Genomic DNA, 18891 nt, shown 5'->3' with positions numbered 1-18891 from the left:
GATTTTATACTCTTTTCAAGAAAACCCGACCAACGGATTTTTCAGATGAAAGAATCTGTCGATCGGGTTTAACCATTTGCAAAAAATTGGTTTATAGTCCAATACGCTTGGGTTAAGGGTTATTGGTGTAGATAATTGGTTTTTTAAGACGCGATTTATCGCGTCTCTACAATCAGAGTTTTGTTGCTCATTCTGAACTGTATTGGTTTATAGTCTATCTACTTTGAAAGTTCTGGTGTGAGGAGAATTTGGCTTTCACCAATGCGATCGAATGCAGGTGTAGGCCAGCGATCGACTACTTTGCCCAGAATTGACATTTCTTGAACTAAGCGGTCAAATTTATCAGGGGTGAGAGATTGGGGCCCATCGGATAAAGCTTTAGCCGGATTGGGGTGAACTTCAATCATTAAGGCATCTGTACCAGCTGCTAAGGCAGCCATTGCCATCGATGGAACATATTCAGACCTACCAGTACCATGACTGGGATCGATCATAATCGGTAAATGGGTTAGCGATCGCAATACCGGAAGCACTGATAAATCTAAAGTATTCCTGGCATATTTACCATCAAAGGTTCTGATTCCCCGCTCACAAAGAATTACATTAGGGTTTCCAGATGCCAAAATATATTCTGCTGCCATCAACCACTCGTCAATTGTGGCAGACATTCCCCGCTTCAGCAGCACGGGTTTATCTTGAGCGCCTACCTTTTTCAGCAACGAAAAGTTGTGCATATTCCTAGCTCCGATTTGGATTATGTCAGCTGTTCTCGCCACTGCTGATAAATCAGCAGCATCCATCAATTCTGTGACAATACCCAAACCAGTAGCTTCCCGCGCTGCTGCTAATAAATCTAAAGCGCTTTCACCATAACCTTGAAACGCATAGGGTGAAGTGCGAGGTTTGTAGGCTCCGCCACGCAGAAACTGTGCCCCTGCTGCCTTCACGCGCTTTGCCGTTTCGACAATCATCGCTTCATTTTCAACGGAACAAGGCCCAGCTACCACTACGATCGGATGATGTTCGCCGAAATAGACATCACCGTTAGGTGTCGGTACAACAACCTCGCTAGCTTCTCCATCTCGGAATTCTCGACTTACCCGCTTGAAAGGTTGTTGCACCCGTAATACTTGCTCAATCCAAGGGCTGAACTCTTGAACCTGTAACTTATCGATGCTAGTGGTATCACCAATTAGCCCTAGCACAATTTTATGAGTGCCAATGCTTTTTTCTACCGTAACTTTCCAAGTTTCACTCAGTTCTTGACTGATGCGAGTAATTTCCTCAACAGGTGTACCGCTTTTAAGTATGATAATCATTTATTTTTCCTTGTGTATAGTTCGTCATGACCCCTCTCCAAACCTCTCCCCGAAGCGGAGAGAGGCTTAAAAACTTTATTTTTTCATTGCTCTTCCCTCTCCTCGTAGGAGAGGTTCGTCTAGCGCAAAAATTCAGCAAGTTGTTCTAGTTTTGTCCAAGCAGCACCGCTTTGCAGAATTTTCTTGGCAAGGACAATACCTTTAACACAACCTGCTAAAATATCCGTTTCCCCATGAATGGCTTCACCAACTTGCAGTGCTAGGGCTGTATTTAAAGCGACTACATCCTGCTGCGCTTGCGTGCCTTTACCTTGGAGAACTGCCTTCAAGATTTCGGCATTTTCTTGAACATCTCCACCGTGTAGCGCCACAGTAGGTGCAAAACTCAAACCAAGTTCTTGAGGATTCAGCGTTAGAGAATGGACTTTTTTATCTTGGAGTACAGCCAAATCAGTGACATCTGCTAAACCAGCTTCATCTAAACGTTCGCGTCCGTGGAGGGCGATCGCTTGCTGACATCCCAATTGCGATAAAGCTTGAACAATCTCTTCCAGTAAAAGCGGGTCATTCACACCAATAATTTGCCCTGTCGGCCGCATGGGATTTACTAGCGGGCCGAGCAAGTTAAAAACAGTCCGCACCTTCAAAGTTTTTCGCAAAGTTGCGATCGCTTTGAGTGCAGGATGCCAACCGGGAGCAAACAAAAAGGTAATTCCAACTTCGCCAACTGCGGCTTGTACTTTTTCAGGAGTGGCATTGAGATTTATCCCCAAAGCTTCCAGCACATCAGCAGAACCAGTCTTGCTGGATGCCGAGCGATTGCCATGTTTGGCAACCTTTACCCCGGCGGCGGCGGCAACAAAGGCGACAGCGGTAGAAATATTAAAGGTTGAAGCACCATCTCCACCAGTTCCACAGGTGTCAATTAGAGTGCTGAGTGGTGTTAGCGGTAGCGGGGCGTTTAGCCCGTGCTGAGTGCTGAGTGTGGAACTTAGGGATTGTAAAACAGTGGCCATGCCGACTAATTCTTCGGCAGATACGCCTTTAGCTTGAATTGCGGCTAAAATCGCTCCTGAGAGGACATCGGGAATGGCATCTGTGAGCCAACCTTGCATCAGATCCGCAGCTTGGGAAACCGTCAACGATTGCCGATTTAGCAACTGTTGTAATAAAGCTGGCCAGTTGTATAAATCAGAAGGGATGGAGATGTTTTCAGGTGGAGTTTGAGTTAAAGCTATCATAATTTGTCATTGGGCATTGGGCATTGGGCATGGGGCATTGGGCATTGGGCATTGGGCATTGGTTATCGATCACTTGTACTGAGAGAACGCGAACAGCCCCTCGTAAAGAAGCCGTAAAGCCTGCGGCATAGCTACGCTTAGGGCGCAGCCTCTCCAAGAGTTGTATTGGTCATTGGTCAACCAATTTTAGATTTTGGATTTACGATTTTGGATTAACCTCTCCTTATAAAGAAGAGGCTTAAATATTGAAAACTTTTGAATTTTCTTCCCGACTGAAGTCTGGGGCTTGAAACATGCATTTAGATTCTAGACTTTCCTGCGGAACGCTACGCGAACGGCTTCGCTCAGTCAAATGATTTCGATTTAATCCAAAATCCAAAATCTAAAATCTAAAATTGTCTCGGTCATTTACAAAGGACAAATGACAAATGACAGATGACAAATTAAGGAATTAGGACTTTGGCGACGGTTTGGACGTCTTTGTCACCTCTGCCGGAACAATTGATGACGATGCGGAGATTGCCTGTTAACTGGGGACAAAGGGTTTCTAGATAAGCGATCGCATGAGCTGTTTCTAAAGCTGGAATAATCCCCTCTAATTGCGAAAGCCTTTGAAATGCATCTAAAGCCTGTTTATCGGTAACACTGTAATACTCGGCGCGACTAAGATCCTTTAAATAACTATGCTCAGGGCCAACACCGGGATAATCCAATCCGGCACTAATTGAATGAGCTTCGATTACTTGACCGTCATCATCTTGCAGTAAATAGCTCATTGCACCGTGCAATACACCTATTTTTCCTTTTGTCAAGGTAGCAGCGTGTTTTTCTGTATTTACACCTTCACCTGCCGCCTCGACTCCGATTAGACGCACCGAAGGTTCATGCACAAACTCATTGAATAAGCCGATCGCGTTGGAACCTCCACCTACGCAAGCCAGTAAAATATCTGGTAGTCCTCCCCATTTTTCTTGGCATTGAGCGCGAGTTTCTACACCAATTACCGCGTGGAAGTCACGCACAATCATCGGGTAGGGATGAGGCCCAGCAACTGAACCCAGGATGTAATGAGTTGTTTCTACATTCGTCACCCAATCTCGAATTGCTTCAGAAGTCGCATCCTTGAGAGTTCCTGTACCTGCTTCCACTGGTCGAACTTCTGCACCCATTAATTTCATGCGAAACACATTCAGGGCTTGGCGTTCCATATCCTGGACGCCCATGTAAATCACACATTTCAAACCAAATCGCGCACACACAGTTGCAGTTGCTACGCCATGTTGACCTGCACCTGTCTCAGCAATAATCCGTTGCTTACCCATGCGCTTGGCTAGCAAAACCTGAGCCAAAGCATTATTAATTTTGTGAGCGCCTGTATGATTTAAATCTTCGCGCTTTAAATAAATTTGCGCTCCCGTGCCATCTGGTCTAGCGTAATTTGCTGTCAGGCGTTCAGCAAAATATAATGGGCTGGGTCGTCCTACATAATCACGCATTAAGTTTTGCAGTTCTGCTTGAAAACTCGGCTCATTGCAATATTGGTGATACGCCGCTTCCAATTCACTTAATGCAGGCATTAAGGTTTCCGGGACATATTTACCGCCGAATTTTCCAAATCTGCCCAAAGAATCTGGTTGCACAGTTGCAGTTTGGATGTTTAGTATGTTTACCACTGGTTAAAATCCTTTCATGTTCAAGTATTTTTTACTTTCGTTCTATTCAAGATGACTCTTAAAATCTCTGCGTTCTCTGTGCCTCTGCGGTTTAAAAGTATTTTATTGAACCACAGAGGCAAGGCAGCGCGGTCTTGGGGGTTTCCCCCATGAGCGACTGCCGCGCAGAGAGCACAGAGAAAAGAGGAATTATCTTTGCGTTTTCCTTTCCCAGGTTTCGTAGGTATAGCCCAGGTTTCTGTGATTCAAAACGTCTATAGGGCGCACCAAATCGTCAGAGTTAAATTTTGGTAATAGGGCTAGTAAATCTCCTAACGCCGTAGCTTTGGGGGTAGACATCCCGCCGTCCCAAGGCCACATTAGGTCTTTAAGGTTGTGTCCGTAAGGCTGACTATGACCATCGGGAGGATAAAAATTGCTACCTTGATGACCGTTTTCTTGCCATTCAGCCCAGAGGCGGTCTACGTTCGCATGATGTAACCAAAATACTGGGTCATAGGGCGAACTTGGTATATTGCCCATCGTACCCAAACCCTTAAACTTTATGGGTGTTGTACTTGCGTCTATTTGTACCCCACCGACTAAGCCATGAATGTAATTATGGATGAATCCTCCGGGGGTGACTTTACCCTGCTCATCTACAGAGATAAATCCTTCCAAAGCAGCGCGAAATAGAGAATAGTTATTAAGAGCAAGGGCACGCTCAACATCTTTTTTGGGCACAGGATAATCACTGGCAGGAGGTAGTCTTAGAAAGCGGACAAGTGATGTACCTAAGGATTTGCCAGTATCTGGGTCAATGTTTAATGCTGGATTCATCACCCAGCCATTTGCAGCAGAGAAAGCCCCAGGCACAGCGCCGCCTGTAAAATTTCCCTGATTGGGAATTTTGATGGTTACTCCTTGACCGTTAGAACCAAGAAAGTCATCGTTAAAAACCACATCAATTGATTTGGGGTCTGTCCAATCCCAGTATGGCAGAGTAACAGTTGGGTCTACTGCTTGCAGAGCTTGTTCAAATCTGCGGATATATTCTCGATGCCAAGGGAAAAATGCGGCATTTTCATGAGCAAGTTCTTGGACGGAACCATTGGAATGTCCTTTATGGTTATGAATTAAGCGTGTTGCTCCTAGATGTATGGCAACGAATTGGTCGTAAATACTGAGCTTGCTACCTGCGGGTATTACAGTTTTTAAGGTTTTGATAGCATTGACAAAGGCTGTTTTCTCTCTTTGTGTTAGGTCAGTTACGTTCTTTCTTACAGCTAATTGAGCGTATTGCCCTGGAAAATTATAATGCCAATGGTATTTGTATTGTCCGTGGTCAACGCGATCGTGGGCAAAGACTGTAAGCGCACAGCTGCTAACTATAAGTACGCTATAAATTAATATTTTGACAGATTTCAGCAGTGATTTCATTATCTTAATGGAAGCAGAGGGGCAATACGCTTGGGTTAGCGCCAAAAATCTTAAACTGTGTAGGTTGGGTTGAGGAACGAAACCCAACATTTCCTGGGCTTTGTTGGGTTGCGCTTTGCTTAACCCAACCTACAATTTTTCTTAACTGAACTGTATTGGATTAAGGGAGGTAATTTGACTTGTGTATATACCCTAGAGCAGAGGGGCGGGGGGAAGAAAGAGAAATAATTGATACTGATTGCCTATTCCCCACTCCCTAAATTTGCAAGTGAATTTATCGCACTTCTTGAAGAGATGGACTTTCGTGCCGACTTTCTGTAATGGCTGTTTTAAGTTCTCGACAAAATTCTTCTACAGCTTGCAATCCTTCAGTTGGGCTACCTTCAGCTAAACGTTTAACAAAGGCGCTACCAACAATCACTGCATCTGCTCCCCATTCCATGACTTGATGTGCTTGTTCTGGTGCTGAGATGCCAAAACCAACGCCAATGGGTTTATTGGTGACGCTTCGCAACTCGGTAATTAAATGCTCTACGCGGTCTTGGATTTGAGCGCGGATACCTGTAACGCCTGTAACGCTAACCAGGTAGATAAAACCTTGAGATTGACGAGCGATCGCTTCAATCCTATCTTGAGAACTGGTAGGAGCTACGAGTAAAATTACCTCAATTCCGAAAGATGCAGCAGTCTGGATTAATTCTTCTGCTTCTTCTAAGGGTAAGTCTGGTACTACCAACCCTTGCACCCCAGCAGTGGCAATTTGCGCCAAAAACGACTTAATACCCCGGTACAAAATGGGATTGTAGTAAGTAAATAGAATTATCGGCGCTTTTAGGCTAGGAATCACCATATGCAACATCTCTAGCACTTGCTCTAATTTAGTGCCTTTTTGCAAAGCGCGGGTTGCTGCTGCTTGAATCACAGGCCCATCTGCGAGAGGATCGGAGTAGGGAATGCCCAACTCGATAAAGTCAGCACCGTTGCGATCTAAGATGCGTAAAGCTTCGGCGGTGGTTTCTAAGTTAGGGTCGCCTGCTGTGATAAAGGGGATTAAAGCACACTGTTGGCGATCGCGTAAAATTTGAAAGGAATCGGAGATAGAGGTCATGCTGAAAAATAGTTAATGATTGGTTAATAGTTTTGGAATAATTAACACTTAGCAATTAACGATGCCCATGCTAAATTTTTTGTTAACGAGTCTTAGATACTCGTGAATGAGTCTTTTATCTCCGTTAATGAGTCTTTTATCTCCGTCAACGAGTCTTTGAACTCCGTCAACGAGTCTTTGAACTCCGTTAACGAGTCTTTGAACTCCGTCAACGAGTCTTTGAACTCCGTCAACGAGTCTTTGATACTCGTGAATGAGGCTTTTAGCTCCGTTAACGAGTATCAGAGCTTCTTTTTTTAGATTTACGAATTACGAATTAGTAAAATCTCCCGTACAGCTTGTTCTACATTGCTTTGTTTAACTAAAGACTCTCCAATCAAAACCGCACGCGCACCAGCCTCAGCGACAAGAGATAAATCAGCAGGTGTATACAGTCCAGATTCGCTAACAACGGTGATATTTAAGCTTTGTAATTGTTGTTGACGCTCTGCTAAAAGTTGCTGGGTTGTTCCTAAATCAAGAGTAAAATCTTCTAGATTGCGATTGTTGATTCCTACTAAATGTAAGTTGTCAAGCTTTAGCACTCGATCCAGTTCAGCTAAGGTATGGACTTCTACCAGTGCATTCATGCCCAAATCGTGAATTACTTGCAAAAAATCTTGGAGTTCTCGATCTGATAAAATGGCGGCAATCAACAAGACTGCATCTGCACCTGCTGTTCGTGCTAAATAAATTTGATACCGATCGATGATAAACTCCTTGCACAGTAGCGGTAATGCTACTTTTAATCGCACGCTCCGCAGATTATCAAAACTGCCCTGAAAGAACTTTTGGTCAGTCAGGACTGATAAACAAGCTGCACCGCCTCGTTCATAAGCTTGAGCAACAGCTATTGGGTCAAAATCTGCGCGGATAATCCCACGGCTAGGTGATGCTTTTTTTACCTCGGCAATTAAGCTCGGTTGATTGGTATTTGACTGCAAAGCAGTCAAGAAATTTCGCACAGTCGGGGCTGCATTTAACTGTTGTCGCAACGAGGCTAAAGGCAATTCTTGCTGCATTCGTGCGACTTCTTGCCTTTTATGCAACACAATCTCTTCGAGAATATGGCGGGGAGGGGCAACTCGGTTAGTCATAATCTGTTATGAAGCAGGGGGCAGGGGGGAGGGGGAGCAGGGGGCAGGGGGCAGGGGGCAGGGAGCAGGGGGGGCAGGGGGGGCAGGGGGAGAATAATTAATAACCAATACCCAATGACCAATGACCAATGACCAATGACCAGTGACCAATGACTAATGACTAATGACTAATGACCAATGACTAATGACTCTTTGGTTTGCGTATATGTATGCACAACATTTTTAATGATTTCCAAACCGACTTCTCCGGCTAAAGTCATGATTGATTCTGGATGAAATTGAACGGCGGCGATGGGAAGTGTCTGGTGTTCAATGGCCATAATTACGTTGTCATCAGAAATCGCTGTTACTTTCAGTTCTTTTGGCAAACGTTGCGGTAGGGCAAACAATGAGTGGTATCTACCCACTGTAAAGGATTCCGGTAAGTTTTTGAAGGTGACAGAATTGGAATCGGTAACGAAAATCCGTGAAGATTTACCATGTTGAGGATAGTTGAGAACTCCCAACTCGCCATCAAAAGCTTCAACGATGCCTTGCAATCCTAAACAAACTCCGAAAATAGGAATTTGGCGATGCAGAAGGGCGCCAACAGTCTGGGGAACTCCAAAATCACTTGGTCTACCAGGCCCAGGAGATAAAACAACTAAGTCAGGACGTTCTGTATCGAATAGCGATTCCGAGAAACCATGACGGAGTGTGGTGACGCTTGCACCAGTTTGGCGAATGTAATTAGCTAAGGTATGAACAAATGAGTCTTCGTAGTCTATTAATAAGATGCGTTTGCCAGATTTTACACCTGGAACGTGTTTACTTAATTTTAGAGAACTAGACTCATCAATTTTCTGACTCGTTTGCTTTACACGCCGAATCGTCTCAAATAAAGCAGCAGCTTTGGTAATTGTTTCTTGTTCTTCTGCTTGGGGTATGGAGTCATAAAGGACAGTAGCCCCAACTCGCACTTCGGCGATGCAGTCTTTTAATCGGATTGTCCGCAGAATTAAGCCAGTATTTAAATTCCCGTTGAAATTTAAATAGCCGACTGCTCCACCATACCAACGTCGGGCGCTCTTTTCGTGCTGTTCAATAAAATCTATTGCTGCTCTTTTGGGTGCGCCGGTGACTGTAACTGCCCATGTATGCGATAGAAAAGCATCTAAAGCATCAAATTGCGATCGCAGTGTACCCTCAACATGATCTACTGTATGTATCAGGTGGCTGTATAATTCAATTTGGCGACGACCAATGACTCGTACCGAACCAGGTTCGCAGATTCGGGATTTGTCATTGCGATCGACATCAGTACACATGGTCAACTCGGCTTCATCTTTGTGAGAGTTGAGTAACTGACGAATTTGCACCGCATCATCAAGAGCATCTTGTCCCCGGCTAATAGTGCCACTGATTGGACAAGTTTCAACCCGCCTACCTTCAACCCGCACAAACATTTCTGGAGATGCACCAATTAGATATTCGCCACCTAAATTAAAAATAAATCCATAAGGACTAGGATTGATTTCCTTTAAAGTGTTAAATAGTTTGCTGGGTTCGTCTTCATAGCCTTCAAAAAAGTTTTGACTAGGAACAACTTCAAACAAATCGCCTCGGCGGAAATAATCGAGTGCAACCTCAACTTTTTTCGCATATTCGCCTACTTTATGGTCAGCAGTTTGATGCGGTAGAAGATGTTTGCCGCGATAATCTACAGACTCACCTGTTCTAGGAAGATTCTTCGTGCTGCCATGCGCTGTTTCAAATTCATATTGGAGACGAAATGCACGTTGCTGATAGTAGTCAACAACAATCAATTCATCAGGCAGATAAAGCACTAAATCCCGTTGATCTGTTGGACGTTCCAGACGTTGGGTAATTGGTTCAAACTGAAAAACTAAGTCATAACCAAAAGCACCATACAAGCCTAAATGCTCATCTTCTTGACTAGAGAAAGTATATAGAATTTCGCGGACAACTGTAAATGATGAAGGCTGTTTACTGCGTTCTTCCTCAGTAAATAGTTTTTTTGAAGGTTTAATAAAGCCGACAATATTGTTATTATCTTGGGTGACTTTCTCAAGTTGCTCTGACTGGGATAGGCGCTCTAACAGAAATGGTAAAAGTACTTGACCGCGTTCATTCAACGCTATCAAAGTAAAAGCGTTTTCCTGTGTAGTCAATTCTAACGGTGGATTGACAAATCCGATCGCCCATCTTTTGTATCTGCCTGGATATTCGTAGCTACTCCTTAGCAAGCCTCCACGCTGAGAATTTAAATGGAACAGAATATCTTCGAGGGCAGTGTCCATCTTAACTTCAGTGATGGAGCGAGAAACACCTACACCGCTAATGGTTTTGTAAGAACGGGAATCAAAAATCATGATTAATTTCTCTGAAATAGTTATTAGTCAATTATCAATAAGCAACCATTGGTTATTAGTAATTATTTTTAAAGCAGTAGCAAACTTAGATAATGTGCTGTCAATCTAAGTCAACTTATTTTAATTCCTGTATTCTGTCTAAAAAATGTCATAAACAACTTTTTGCTTCTTATTTAACAGTACTAGATGTCAAGCAAATAATACATTGAATAATTTTTCGATTGGGTGTCAATTTATTCGCTTTTTATACTGCTTTTCTAGTACATTTACCAACAACCCTATTTAAAAATCTCTGCCTCCCCCAAAAGTAGTAAATAATCTCATAACACCTCTGCGTTTCTACCCTACGGGAAGGCGAAGCGCCTATGCGCTTCCAATACGGTTCGGTTAACGTGTTTATTCCTCGAAGATCCCCCCAACCCCCCTTAAAAAGGCTTGCTCACAACCCTCTTTTACCCCCTTTTTAAGGGGGTCGCCGTAGGCGGGGGGATCTTAACCGAACTGTATTGTATGCGCTTCCCTCAGCCTTCTTTGCGTTTAATTCCCCCTCGCCTCCCGCAACAGCGAAATTGCTTGCTTATACAAAGACAAATTCACCTCATGAACCTCAATACTTTTTCCAATCCTTTGTAACAGTGTCAGAGTCAACTCTCCCCCCAAATGTTCGCGAAATTCAATCAAACCCCAAAACAAACAATGAGGATCTTCCAATTCTGATAAATTCTTAGCTAGTTCTGGCACATACAACGTGAAACCCAAAGCCAATAAAGTATTTAATATCCGTTGCCACTCCGAACAATCCAGCAGCCCTACCAAATAAGAATAGGTGCTATCCAAAGCGATACCGATCGCAACTGCTTCACCATGACGCAAGCGATAATTTGTTAAATGCTCCAGTTTATGAGCCGCCCAATGTCCAAAATCCAGGGGACGAGACGAACCCATTTCAAAAGGATCGCCGCCATTGGCAATATGTTCTAAATGCAACTGGGCGCAACGGTAGATAACCTGTTGCATAGTGTCCATATCTCGCCGCTTCAGGGCTGCGGTGTGAGAGTGGATCAAATCAAAAAAGCTAGCATCCTTAATCAGCGCCACTTTGACTGCTTCTGCGATTCCAGAACGCCAATCGCGATCGTCTAAAGTTGTCAAGAACGCAGAGTCATTTATAACTGCATAAGGTGGCGCAAATGTGCCGAGAAAGTTCTTTTTACCAAAAGCGTTGATGCCGTTTTTTACGCCAACCCCAGAATCATTTTGCGCCAACACCGTTGTCGGAACCCGAATTAGACGAATTCCCCGGTGAGCAGTTGCGGCTGCATATCCTACTAAATCCAACACCGCCCCGCCCCCGATCGCTAATATGTAGGAGTGACGACATAATCCGGCAGCTTCAATTACTTGCTGGATTTGCTCTACTAAAGTGGGATCGTTTTTGGCAGCTTCTCCTCCTGAAATTATCATTGGTTGGGCTGCGATCGCTAGTACCTCTCCATAAAACTTGGTATACGCGACTAATTGTTTCACCAATTCAGGTTGATACTTTAATATTCCTGCGTCTACCACTGCAACTACTTTCTTCGGCTTAGTCTCCCCATCTGCTGCAATCACTTGCGCTAGTGTGGGATTTTTCAACTCAAATAAATTTTGGGTGAAGTAAACCTCGTAGTCGAAAGTAACCGAAACACGTTGATGAATTAATCTACTTTTTTGCTTGATGTTAACGATCATATTTTTTATTTATGTGCATCTTTGGTTGAAAATCTCGTTAGATAGCCGCTTTAACAGTTGTGTTTAAAGGCTGTAGAAAAGTGTTAATTTTCTCTTCCAAAAAGCTTTGAGCATTTTCAAATTCTTGAATTAATGCGTCTCTGTCTTTCATTGCTACCAGTTTTGCCAAACGGCTGTAAGTATCAGCTAAAAAGCTAATTGCATCACACCTTTCTTCTGTAGCTAGCATAATATCCACACATAAGTGAGGGTTTTGGTAAAACAAACGTTTAACAATATCAATTTCTTGACGGTAGTTAGGAGTTGACATTGTTAAACTCTGCTCTATGTCAATTTTTGCTTCTGCTAAGAAAACGCCAAGACTAAATCTACAGAAATGTTGGGTTGCTTGAATAATCACCATCATTTGATCGTGTTCTTCAGGTGTGCAAACAATTAACTCTCCACCTTGACTTTTAAAAAAGTCTAAAAACCATTTAAATGAATCATCGTTTCGACCTGGACACACCACTACTTTTTGTCCAAAAAACGATTTTATGTTTGGCCCAAACATTGGATGTAAACCCATGACTGGCCCGGAATGATGTTCGAGCATCGCCTGAATTGGCTGTACTTTAATACTCGTGATGTCACACAAAGCGGTAGTTGGGGCGAGGTATTTAGCTACACGCTTGATAACATCAACTGTATGTTCAATAGGAACGCTTACTAATACTAATTCTGCCTGACTTAACAGTTGCTCTGCATATTCCCAATCATCATGTTCCAGAACGCTAACATTGTTACCTACTAACGAAAGTTGCTCTTTAAATAATCTTCCCATCCTGCCGCATCCACCGACGATCGTAATTTTTCGGGGACTGAGATGATTTGTTTCAGATTTAGGAATTAGAGTAGCATAACAACTATTTACTACACCTGCCCAAACAGACTCAGGAATACCAGCTTTGGCGAGTAGGGGAGCGACATCAGCCAATTGTTCATCTAAAGAAGGTTGTTCTGATGCTGCTAATAATGATATGCGATCGCTCAACAAGGCAATCAACCTTTGGTCAGTTTTTTTCAGCCGATCTGAATAAGAGGATTTCAAAGGCATTTTTCCTGTCCCCAATTTTCAAATATCAACAAATGATTCTTTAGAACTCATTTCGGGCAAGATATCCAAAGTTGTTGCTTCTTTGGCAATCACATCAGAAAATAACTCTTCATACCGATCTAGCGCTTGCTCAAAGGAATAGTTTTCTACCGCAAACTTTCTTCCTTTGCTGCCTAATTGCGCTGCTAATTCAGGCTGATTATATAGATATAATACCGCAACGGCCAAAGCATCTGCTGACTCTGGCTCAACGATAATGCCGCCACCACTTTCTTTGATAGCTTTGGCAGCAGTACCAGCGGCGGGAACTGAACCGACAATTGGGCGACCACTAGCTAACAGCAGTGGTATTTTAGAAGGCATATTGAAAGAAATCACATTGCTCTTTTGCACAATCAACCCCACATCTGCGCCTGCCAACATTTGCGGTAGTTTTTCTCGCGGTTGCAATGGTAAAAGCAAAACGTTATCTGCACCACAAGCAAGACAATGTTTTTGCAACCTTTCCAGAGCTTGAGATTCACCTGCTATGACAAAGACAATTTCTTTTAGATGACACAACCGAGCTGCTGCTTCTATTACTGTCTCCAAACCTTGCGTCAGAGCAATATTACCTGAATAAAACACTACAAATTTATCATCAAGTTGATGGCTAGCTCTCCACGAGTTATTCTCCTTGGGTAAAGGGCGGATAAAATTTAGATTTACCCAATTTGGAATGCAGGCAATTTTATTAGCCGGTACATCTTTATTTATTAAATTATCTACAAAGCCATCGGCAATCACGCTAATGGTATGTGCAGTTCGGTAGGCAAATTTCTCTAAAGCCTCCAGAGCTTGAATCATCAACTTATTTTTAATTAGCCCAACACGCACGGCAGCTTCCGGGAGAATATCTTGCACATTCAGCACTACTGGGCAATTGTATAGCCAAGCTATTAAGGTTGCAGGTAAGCAAACTAGTAGCGGCGGCACTGTTAAGAGAATTACATCAGGTCGCTCACCTTTAAGAGCTTGTGGCAAACTCGTAAAGACAAAGCTCAACTCTAGCAGTAGCCTGTCTACAAGGTTAGGTTTGGACTTAATCCGCAGGTAACTACGCTGAATTTTGACACCATTTTTCTGTTCAGTAACGTATAACTTCCCTCGATACCCATCGTAAATCTGACGCTGAGGATAGTTTGGCATACCTGTGATTACCCGCACTTGATGCCCTCGCTTTACCAGCCCTTCTGCTAGTTCAGTCATCAAAGGTGCAATACCAATTGGCTCTGGATGATAATTGTATGAATAAATTAGAATGTGCATGAGCTGTTAATGTCCTGGAAGCACCTTGATAATGTTGGCTTTGTTGTGTTATCCAGTTTTTATCTCCCTTGTTTTGGATTTAATAACCTGAAATTTTCGTAGGGGAGCCAGTGCGTTGCGAAGAGAAGTCTGAGCGGAGGCTTCCTTTGATTAGAACTTCGGGAGGTTCCCGACGCTTGAGTACTCGCTCTAAGCGAAGCTATGCCGAAGGCTTTACGCTGCGCTATCCGTTGTAGCAACTGGCGTTGTGTTACCGCGAAGCGTAACGTACCAAAATTTTTGAGATGGTGCATTATGCCCTTGGCTAACACACCCTACCAAACTGTTACTCAAGCATCAGAACTTAGCACTGTTTTTGTAATTCCTTCTCTAAACTGAAGACAGGCTTTTGTTGTCCGCGTTTGCGCAATGTGACGGTAGCAGCTCCAAATCCAAGCAATGCTAAACCCAATGCTGAACTAGGTTCTGGTACTTTCCTTGTGCCTTGTACGTTTAACACTTGGACGCGACCTTGGAAGAAATCGCCCACATAAAGCTTGCCATCTTTGAGGCTTGTACCACCCGTCCAGTTAAATCTGCCTGGTGTGAGGTCGAGGGGATTGCCAAATGGGGGGTCAGTTAATCCTGGAGGCGGGACTAAATTGCCTGATGCATCTAGGGCTGGTTGACCGTAGGAAGTCAAGAAGTTACCGTTTTTATCAAATACCTGAACGCGGCTGTTGATAGAATCAGCTACATAAACATTCTCTTGGTCGTCCACTTCGATGCCAATTGGCTGAAGAAGCTGTCCAGGTCCGCTACCTGCTGAACCAAATGCGTACAGAGCTTTACCATTTGGATCGAGTACTTGAACGCGGTTGTTATACTGGTCAGCTAGAAAGATATTTCCACTGACTGGCGAAATTCTTATACCTGCTACACCTTGAGTTTCTCCAAGCGCAGTGCCCAGAGTGCCACCAATGACACCAATTTGCTTTCCGTCAGGTGTAAATTTAAGGATTCTTTCGCCGTTAAAATCACCTACGTAAACGTTGCCAGTTTTGTCAAAAGTCACACCAGATGGTCCAAAGAAAATCCTATCATTTACACGAGGGGTAAAATCTCCGTTTGCAAAGGATCTAATAAAGTTACCCTGAGGATCGAATTGATTGATGCGGTTGTTGTAAACATCACCTGCATACAAATCCCCTGTTACGGGATTAAAGTCTACAGTTGTTGGCTCGTCAAACTGTCCGGGTCCTGTGCCGCCGGAGCCAATTGCTCCAATATACTCACCGCTTGGACTAAATTTTTCAATTTTGTCACCGAGGTTGTAGTTAGGAGTACCATCCGGGTTAACACCGCGTCCGTTAGATATAAGGGTATTCCCTTGGCTATCCACTGCTATGCCTTGGGGAACAAACAGTTGCCCAGGGCCGAAGCCAGGACTACCGATACTTCTGTCGTAAGTTAATGTTACAGCCTTGGCTTGGGCTGCTGTTGCCAACACCATGAATCCAGTACCGAGAATGCCGATTGACAAATTTTTGACTAATCCCATGAGTTTGAAGTCCTGGTTGTATGAGTTATACTCTTTCCTAGACTAATATTTGTTCCCAGTCCCAATTTGGGAACCCGGTAATTTAGGCTGCTGCCTCTTGTTTGAAATGCAACTTTCGGTGTGAGGCAGCAGCCTATTCTGTAAGCATTCGTCGATAGAGCCAGTTAAAGAGGAATCAGACAGTCTCTGCTTTGGCTAGCAACTCTTCACCCAACTTTGCTGGACGTTTGCGCTTGGCGATCGCAGTAGTTGCGCCTACACCAGCAAGTGCTAATAAGCCGACTATTGAACCAGGTTCGGGGACTCTTTGTGTAACGATACCATCCACCCGAACAACCTCCCCTCGTCCTGGACCGACACCGCGATTGGTAATATAAATCTTGCCATCAGGACCAATATCAATTCCATCAGCCGAATCTAGCCCTTGACCTGCGGCAACGAGTGTTGTGCGAGTGCCGTCAGGAGCAATTTGGATCAGAGAACCAGGTAGATTTGTGATGTCACCCCCTAACTGGGAGGTGTCGCTGAACTGTAAAACCAGCAAATCGCCTTTCTTATCAAAGGTTAGGTCGGTGATATGCGTAAATCCATCTAGAAAAACTTCTGGTTTGAGATCATCGCCAATACGGAAAATCCGTGATTTACCTTCTGGATAAGGGAAACCCGTATATTCACCAACATATAAAGCTCCATCGGGGCCAATTGCGCCACCTGTAGGTACTGATTGAATTGCTGTTTTTCCTCCTGGAAGCTGTTCTAATAGCCCAGGAGGTAATTGTAATCCTGGTGGCAAGTCGGAGTTACTAATGATGTTTTTCGGAATTGGGATCGCCTCAGACTTACTTCCATCAAGTTTAATTTTGTAAGCAGTGTTCCCACCCCCATCAACCACATAAGCACTATCGCCATTAATAGTCAGGTCATAGGGATTGGTAACTACATCCCCTTTATCTGGATTTTTGGTGATTTCATTCTTGGCAAAGTCAAAAATACTGGTGAGAGATCCGGTGTTCAAGTCAACTTGGTACAGTTGTGCTAGAAGCGGTGTATTCAAAACTTTATCGGGTGTTGATGGCGGGAAAGTCGCAAGTTGCTGTGGTGGGAGTGAGGATTGCGAACCAAGATTAAGTGTTGCTAGATCGCGGTTTCCTGGATAACCAGCAAAGCCAGTCAGCAGATAAGCATTCCCTTTAGAGTCAAATTGTATGTCTTGAATACCAGCACCTTGGTTGCCAGTGGGTTGCTCTGCTAAAGACTGAAAGTTATTAAGTATACGCTGTTTGGTACCGTTTGGTGAAACTTTCACCAGTGAGCCGCTATTACCAGCACAAATAGGCTGAAACAACGTACTCGGAGATGGTTGACAATTTCCGTTACCGCCGATACCTGGCTCTGCTACGTAGAGACTGCCGTCAGGGCCAAAGCTAGAACCTCGTGCATTACTAACTCCATCGACAATTGTCGTTAGCGTTGCAGCTTGTGCAGATAGTGTTCCACAAATAGCGGTAAAACAAAATGTAACAGATGTAAGAGCAAATGACTTGAGTTTCATACCTTTGGAGATTGAGAGTTAAATAATTTGTTTGTGGAAACTTTTATGGTTTTAAAGACAACGAATCGCAGTCTTTGAGGAACGCAGGATTGGTTTGAAACTCTTTATTTGAGGGCCACGGCTCCATTTATGGGAGGTTTGGTAGCTCTCTCTTCTTGTGCAACCAACCAAAACCCAAGGCAGCGATCGCTAATACACCTAAAGCAGAATCAGGTTCAGGAATAGACTTGGTATTTTCAATTCTGAGAACTTGTCCTTGACCAGGGCGATCGCCTCGGTTTGTGACGTATACTGCACCATCAGAACCAATAGTCAGGGCGCTAGGCGACTCTAATCCATTGCCACTTAGAAGAGTTGTGCGTGTGCCATCGGGAGCTATTTTGATTACAGAACCATCAAAATTACCCTTCCAGGCTGACTGATTGGCGTACTGCAAAGCATATAAATTGCCCGCAGAATCAAATTGCAAGTCTGTGAGTTGGGTAAAACCATCGGCGAAGACTGTTGGTGTTCCATCAGCACCGACTCGATAGATTTTTGCGCCACCTTCAGCGAAAGGAAACCCGGTAAATTGGCTGACGTAATAAGCGCCATCAGGGCCTTTTGCCACACTTGAGGGTACTGCTTGAGTTGCAAACTGCGATCGCACCGCTTCACCTTGAGATGGAACCTGTGCCGGTTCATTGGATGGGGTATCAGAAGGTGGAAAGATGGGATTAGTTAATATGTCTTGGGGAAAAGTAGTAATAGCTTGCAAGTTACTACCAGCAGTATTCACACGGAATAAGTCGTTTGCACCTGCATCAACTGCAACTAAATTATTCCCATCTATGACAAAACCCAAGGGATTGCTACCGACATCACCACCATCGGGATTTTTAGCGAGTTCATAGTTAGCTATATCAGCAACACTCGTCCAGGAATTGGTATTAAAGTCGGGAGCAATGATTTTACCAAGGTCAGTGTTACCCAAATTGCGATCGCGAAAGGCTGGATTCGCCCCATACCCAATCAGAACATAAGGTTTACCTTTCAAATCAAATTGGATATCACGAGGGCCACCCGCTCCAGTACCATCTGGTAATGCTATAGAAGGAAGTCCTGTAAGTATGCGCTCGGTTTTACCATTCTCAATTTTGGTAACTGCCCCACTTGTGCCATAGCATAAAGAATCACCTTGACCGCTTGCTGGTGGAACACAAGCGCCACTTCCCCCGATTCCCGCCTCTGTAACATAGAGATTACCATCAGGGCCAAAGCTCAGACCACCAGCATTATATAGACCGTCGGCGATTACTGAAAAGGATGCGGCTGACGCAGCTTTCATTCCCGAAAAAGCGGCAACACAAAAAGTGAGGATAGTAATAGTAAGTGGCTTGAATTTCATGTGTTGCAA

14 protein-coding genes are annotated in these 18891 nt (G+C 43.9%); all 14 read right to left on the bottom strand.

Annotated elements, in window-relative coordinates; all coding sequences use genetic code 11:
- Nucleotides 1–218: 218 nt before the first annotated feature.
- Nucleotides 219–1319, bottom strand: coding sequence for a 3-deoxy-7-phosphoheptulonate synthase (gene aroF, locus V7K41_RS30650; protein WP_334854278.1), 1101 nt, complete (start codon nt 1317–1319; stop codon nt 219–221).
- Nucleotides 1320–1438: 119 nt separating this feature from the next.
- Nucleotides 1439–2560, bottom strand: a complete 1122-nt coding sequence (trpD, locus tag V7K41_RS30645) for an anthranilate phosphoribosyltransferase (RefSeq protein WP_334854277.1) — start codon at nt 2558–2560, stop codon at nt 1439–1441.
- A 443-nt stretch (nt 2561–3003) separates the two neighbouring features.
- Entirely contained in the window at nt 3004–4233 is a 1230-nt protein-coding gene (trpB, locus tag V7K41_RS30640) for a tryptophan synthase subunit beta (RefSeq protein ID WP_334854276.1), read from the bottom strand.
- Nucleotides 4234–4422: 189 nt separating this feature from the next.
- On the bottom strand, nt 4423–5652 hold the full coding sequence (locus V7K41_RS30635) for a tyrosinase family protein (RefSeq protein WP_334854275.1): 1230 nt from the start codon (nt 5650–5652) through the stop codon (nt 4423–4425).
- A 274-nt stretch (nt 5653–5926) separates the two neighbouring features.
- On the bottom strand, nt 5927–6760 hold the full coding sequence (gene trpA / locus V7K41_RS30630; protein ID WP_334854274.1) for a tryptophan synthase subunit alpha: 834 nt from the start codon (nt 6758–6760) through the stop codon (nt 5927–5929).
- Between the two features lie 48 nt (nt 6761–6808).
- Nucleotides 6809–7015, bottom strand: a complete 207-nt coding sequence (locus V7K41_RS33060; RefSeq protein ID WP_442943315.1) for a hypothetical protein — start codon at nt 7013–7015, stop codon at nt 6809–6811.
- A 47-nt stretch (nt 7016–7062) separates the two neighbouring features.
- Nucleotides 7063–7896, bottom strand: a complete 834-nt coding sequence (gene trpC, locus V7K41_RS30625) for an indole-3-glycerol phosphate synthase TrpC (protein ID WP_334854273.1) — start codon at nt 7894–7896, stop codon at nt 7063–7065.
- Nucleotides 7897–8063: 167 nt separating this feature from the next.
- A complete protein-coding gene (locus V7K41_RS30620) occupies nt 8064–10268 on the bottom strand; it encodes an anthranilate synthase (protein ID WP_334854272.1) in 2205 nt (734 codons plus the stop codon).
- A gap of 537 nt (nt 10269–10805) precedes the next feature.
- Nucleotides 10806–11999, bottom strand: coding sequence for a 3-dehydroquinate synthase (locus V7K41_RS30615; protein WP_334854271.1), 1194 nt, complete (start codon nt 11997–11999; stop codon nt 10806–10808).
- Nucleotides 12000–12036: 37 nt separating this feature from the next.
- Entirely contained in the window at nt 12037–13095 is a 1059-nt protein-coding gene (tyrA, locus tag V7K41_RS30610; protein WP_334854270.1) for a bifunctional chorismate mutase/prephenate dehydrogenase, read from the bottom strand.
- An 18-nt stretch (nt 13096–13113) separates the two neighbouring features.
- Nucleotides 13114–14403, bottom strand: a complete 1290-nt coding sequence (locus V7K41_RS30605) for a glycosyltransferase family 4 protein (protein WP_334854269.1) — start codon at nt 14401–14403, stop codon at nt 13114–13116.
- A 343-nt stretch (nt 14404–14746) separates the two neighbouring features.
- On the bottom strand, nt 14747–15943 hold the full coding sequence (gene scyF, locus V7K41_RS30600) for a scytonemin biosynthesis PEP-CTERM protein ScyF (RefSeq protein WP_334854268.1): 1197 nt from the start codon (nt 15941–15943) through the stop codon (nt 14747–14749).
- A 175-nt stretch (nt 15944–16118) separates the two neighbouring features.
- Entirely contained in the window at nt 16119–17495 is a 1377-nt protein-coding gene (locus tag V7K41_RS30595; RefSeq protein ID WP_334854267.1) for a ScyD/ScyE family protein, read from the bottom strand.
- A 127-nt stretch (nt 17496–17622) separates the two neighbouring features.
- Nucleotides 17623–18882: a ScyD/ScyE family protein gene (locus tag V7K41_RS30590; RefSeq protein WP_334854266.1), complete on the bottom strand. Its 1260-nt coding sequence runs from the start codon at nt 18880–18882 to the stop codon at nt 17623–17625.
- Between the last annotated feature and the right edge of the window lie 9 nt (nt 18883–18891).

The organism is Nostoc sp. (assembly GCF_036917415.1).
Lineage (GTDB): Bacteria > Cyanobacteriota > Cyanobacteriia > Cyanobacteriales > Nostocaceae > Nostoc.
The sequence above is the reverse complement of the archived record's forward strand: the minus strand, read 5'-3'. Positions and strand labels throughout refer to the sequence as shown.

Excerpts from the sequence above, each read along its gene's own strand:
- aroF (WP_334854278.1), bottom strand. The coding sequence starts at position 1,319 with ATGATTATCATACTTAAAAGCGGTACACCTGTTGAGGAAATTACTCGC.
- trpD (WP_334854277.1), bottom strand. The coding sequence starts at position 2,560 with ATGATAGCTTTAACTCAAACTCCACCTGAAAACATCTCCATCCCTTCT.
- V7K41_RS30635 (WP_334854275.1), bottom strand. The coding sequence starts at position 5,652 with ATGAAATCACTGCTGAAATCTGTCAAAATATTAATTTATAGCGTACTT.
- trpA (WP_334854274.1), bottom strand. The coding sequence starts at position 6,760 with ATGACCTCTATCTCCGATTCCTTTCAAATTTTACGCGATCGCCAACAG.
- trpC (WP_334854273.1), bottom strand. The coding sequence starts at position 7,896 with ATGACTAACCGAGTTGCCCCTCCCCGCCATATTCTCGAAGAGATTGTG.
- V7K41_RS30620 (WP_334854272.1), bottom strand. The coding sequence starts at position 10,268 with ATGATTTTTGATTCCCGTTCTTACAAAACCATTAGCGGTGTAGGTGTT.
- V7K41_RS30615 (WP_334854271.1), bottom strand. The coding sequence starts at position 11,999 with ATGATCGTTAACATCAAGCAAAAAAGTAGATTAATTCATCAACGTGTT.
- tyrA (WP_334854270.1), bottom strand. The coding sequence starts at position 13,095 with ATGCCTTTGAAATCCTCTTATTCAGATCGGCTGAAAAAAACTGACCAA.
- V7K41_RS30605 (WP_334854269.1), bottom strand. The coding sequence starts at position 14,403 with ATGCACATTCTAATTTATTCATACAATTATCATCCAGAGCCAATTGGT.
- scyF (WP_334854268.1), bottom strand. The coding sequence starts at position 15,943 with ATGGGATTAGTCAAAAATTTGTCAATCGGCATTCTCGGTACTGGATTC.
- V7K41_RS30595 (WP_334854267.1), bottom strand. The coding sequence starts at position 17,495 with ATGAAACTCAAGTCATTTGCTCTTACATCTGTTACATTTTGTTTTACC.
- V7K41_RS30590 (WP_334854266.1), bottom strand. The coding sequence starts at position 18,882 with ATGAAATTCAAGCCACTTACTATTACTATCCTCACTTTTTGTGTTGCC.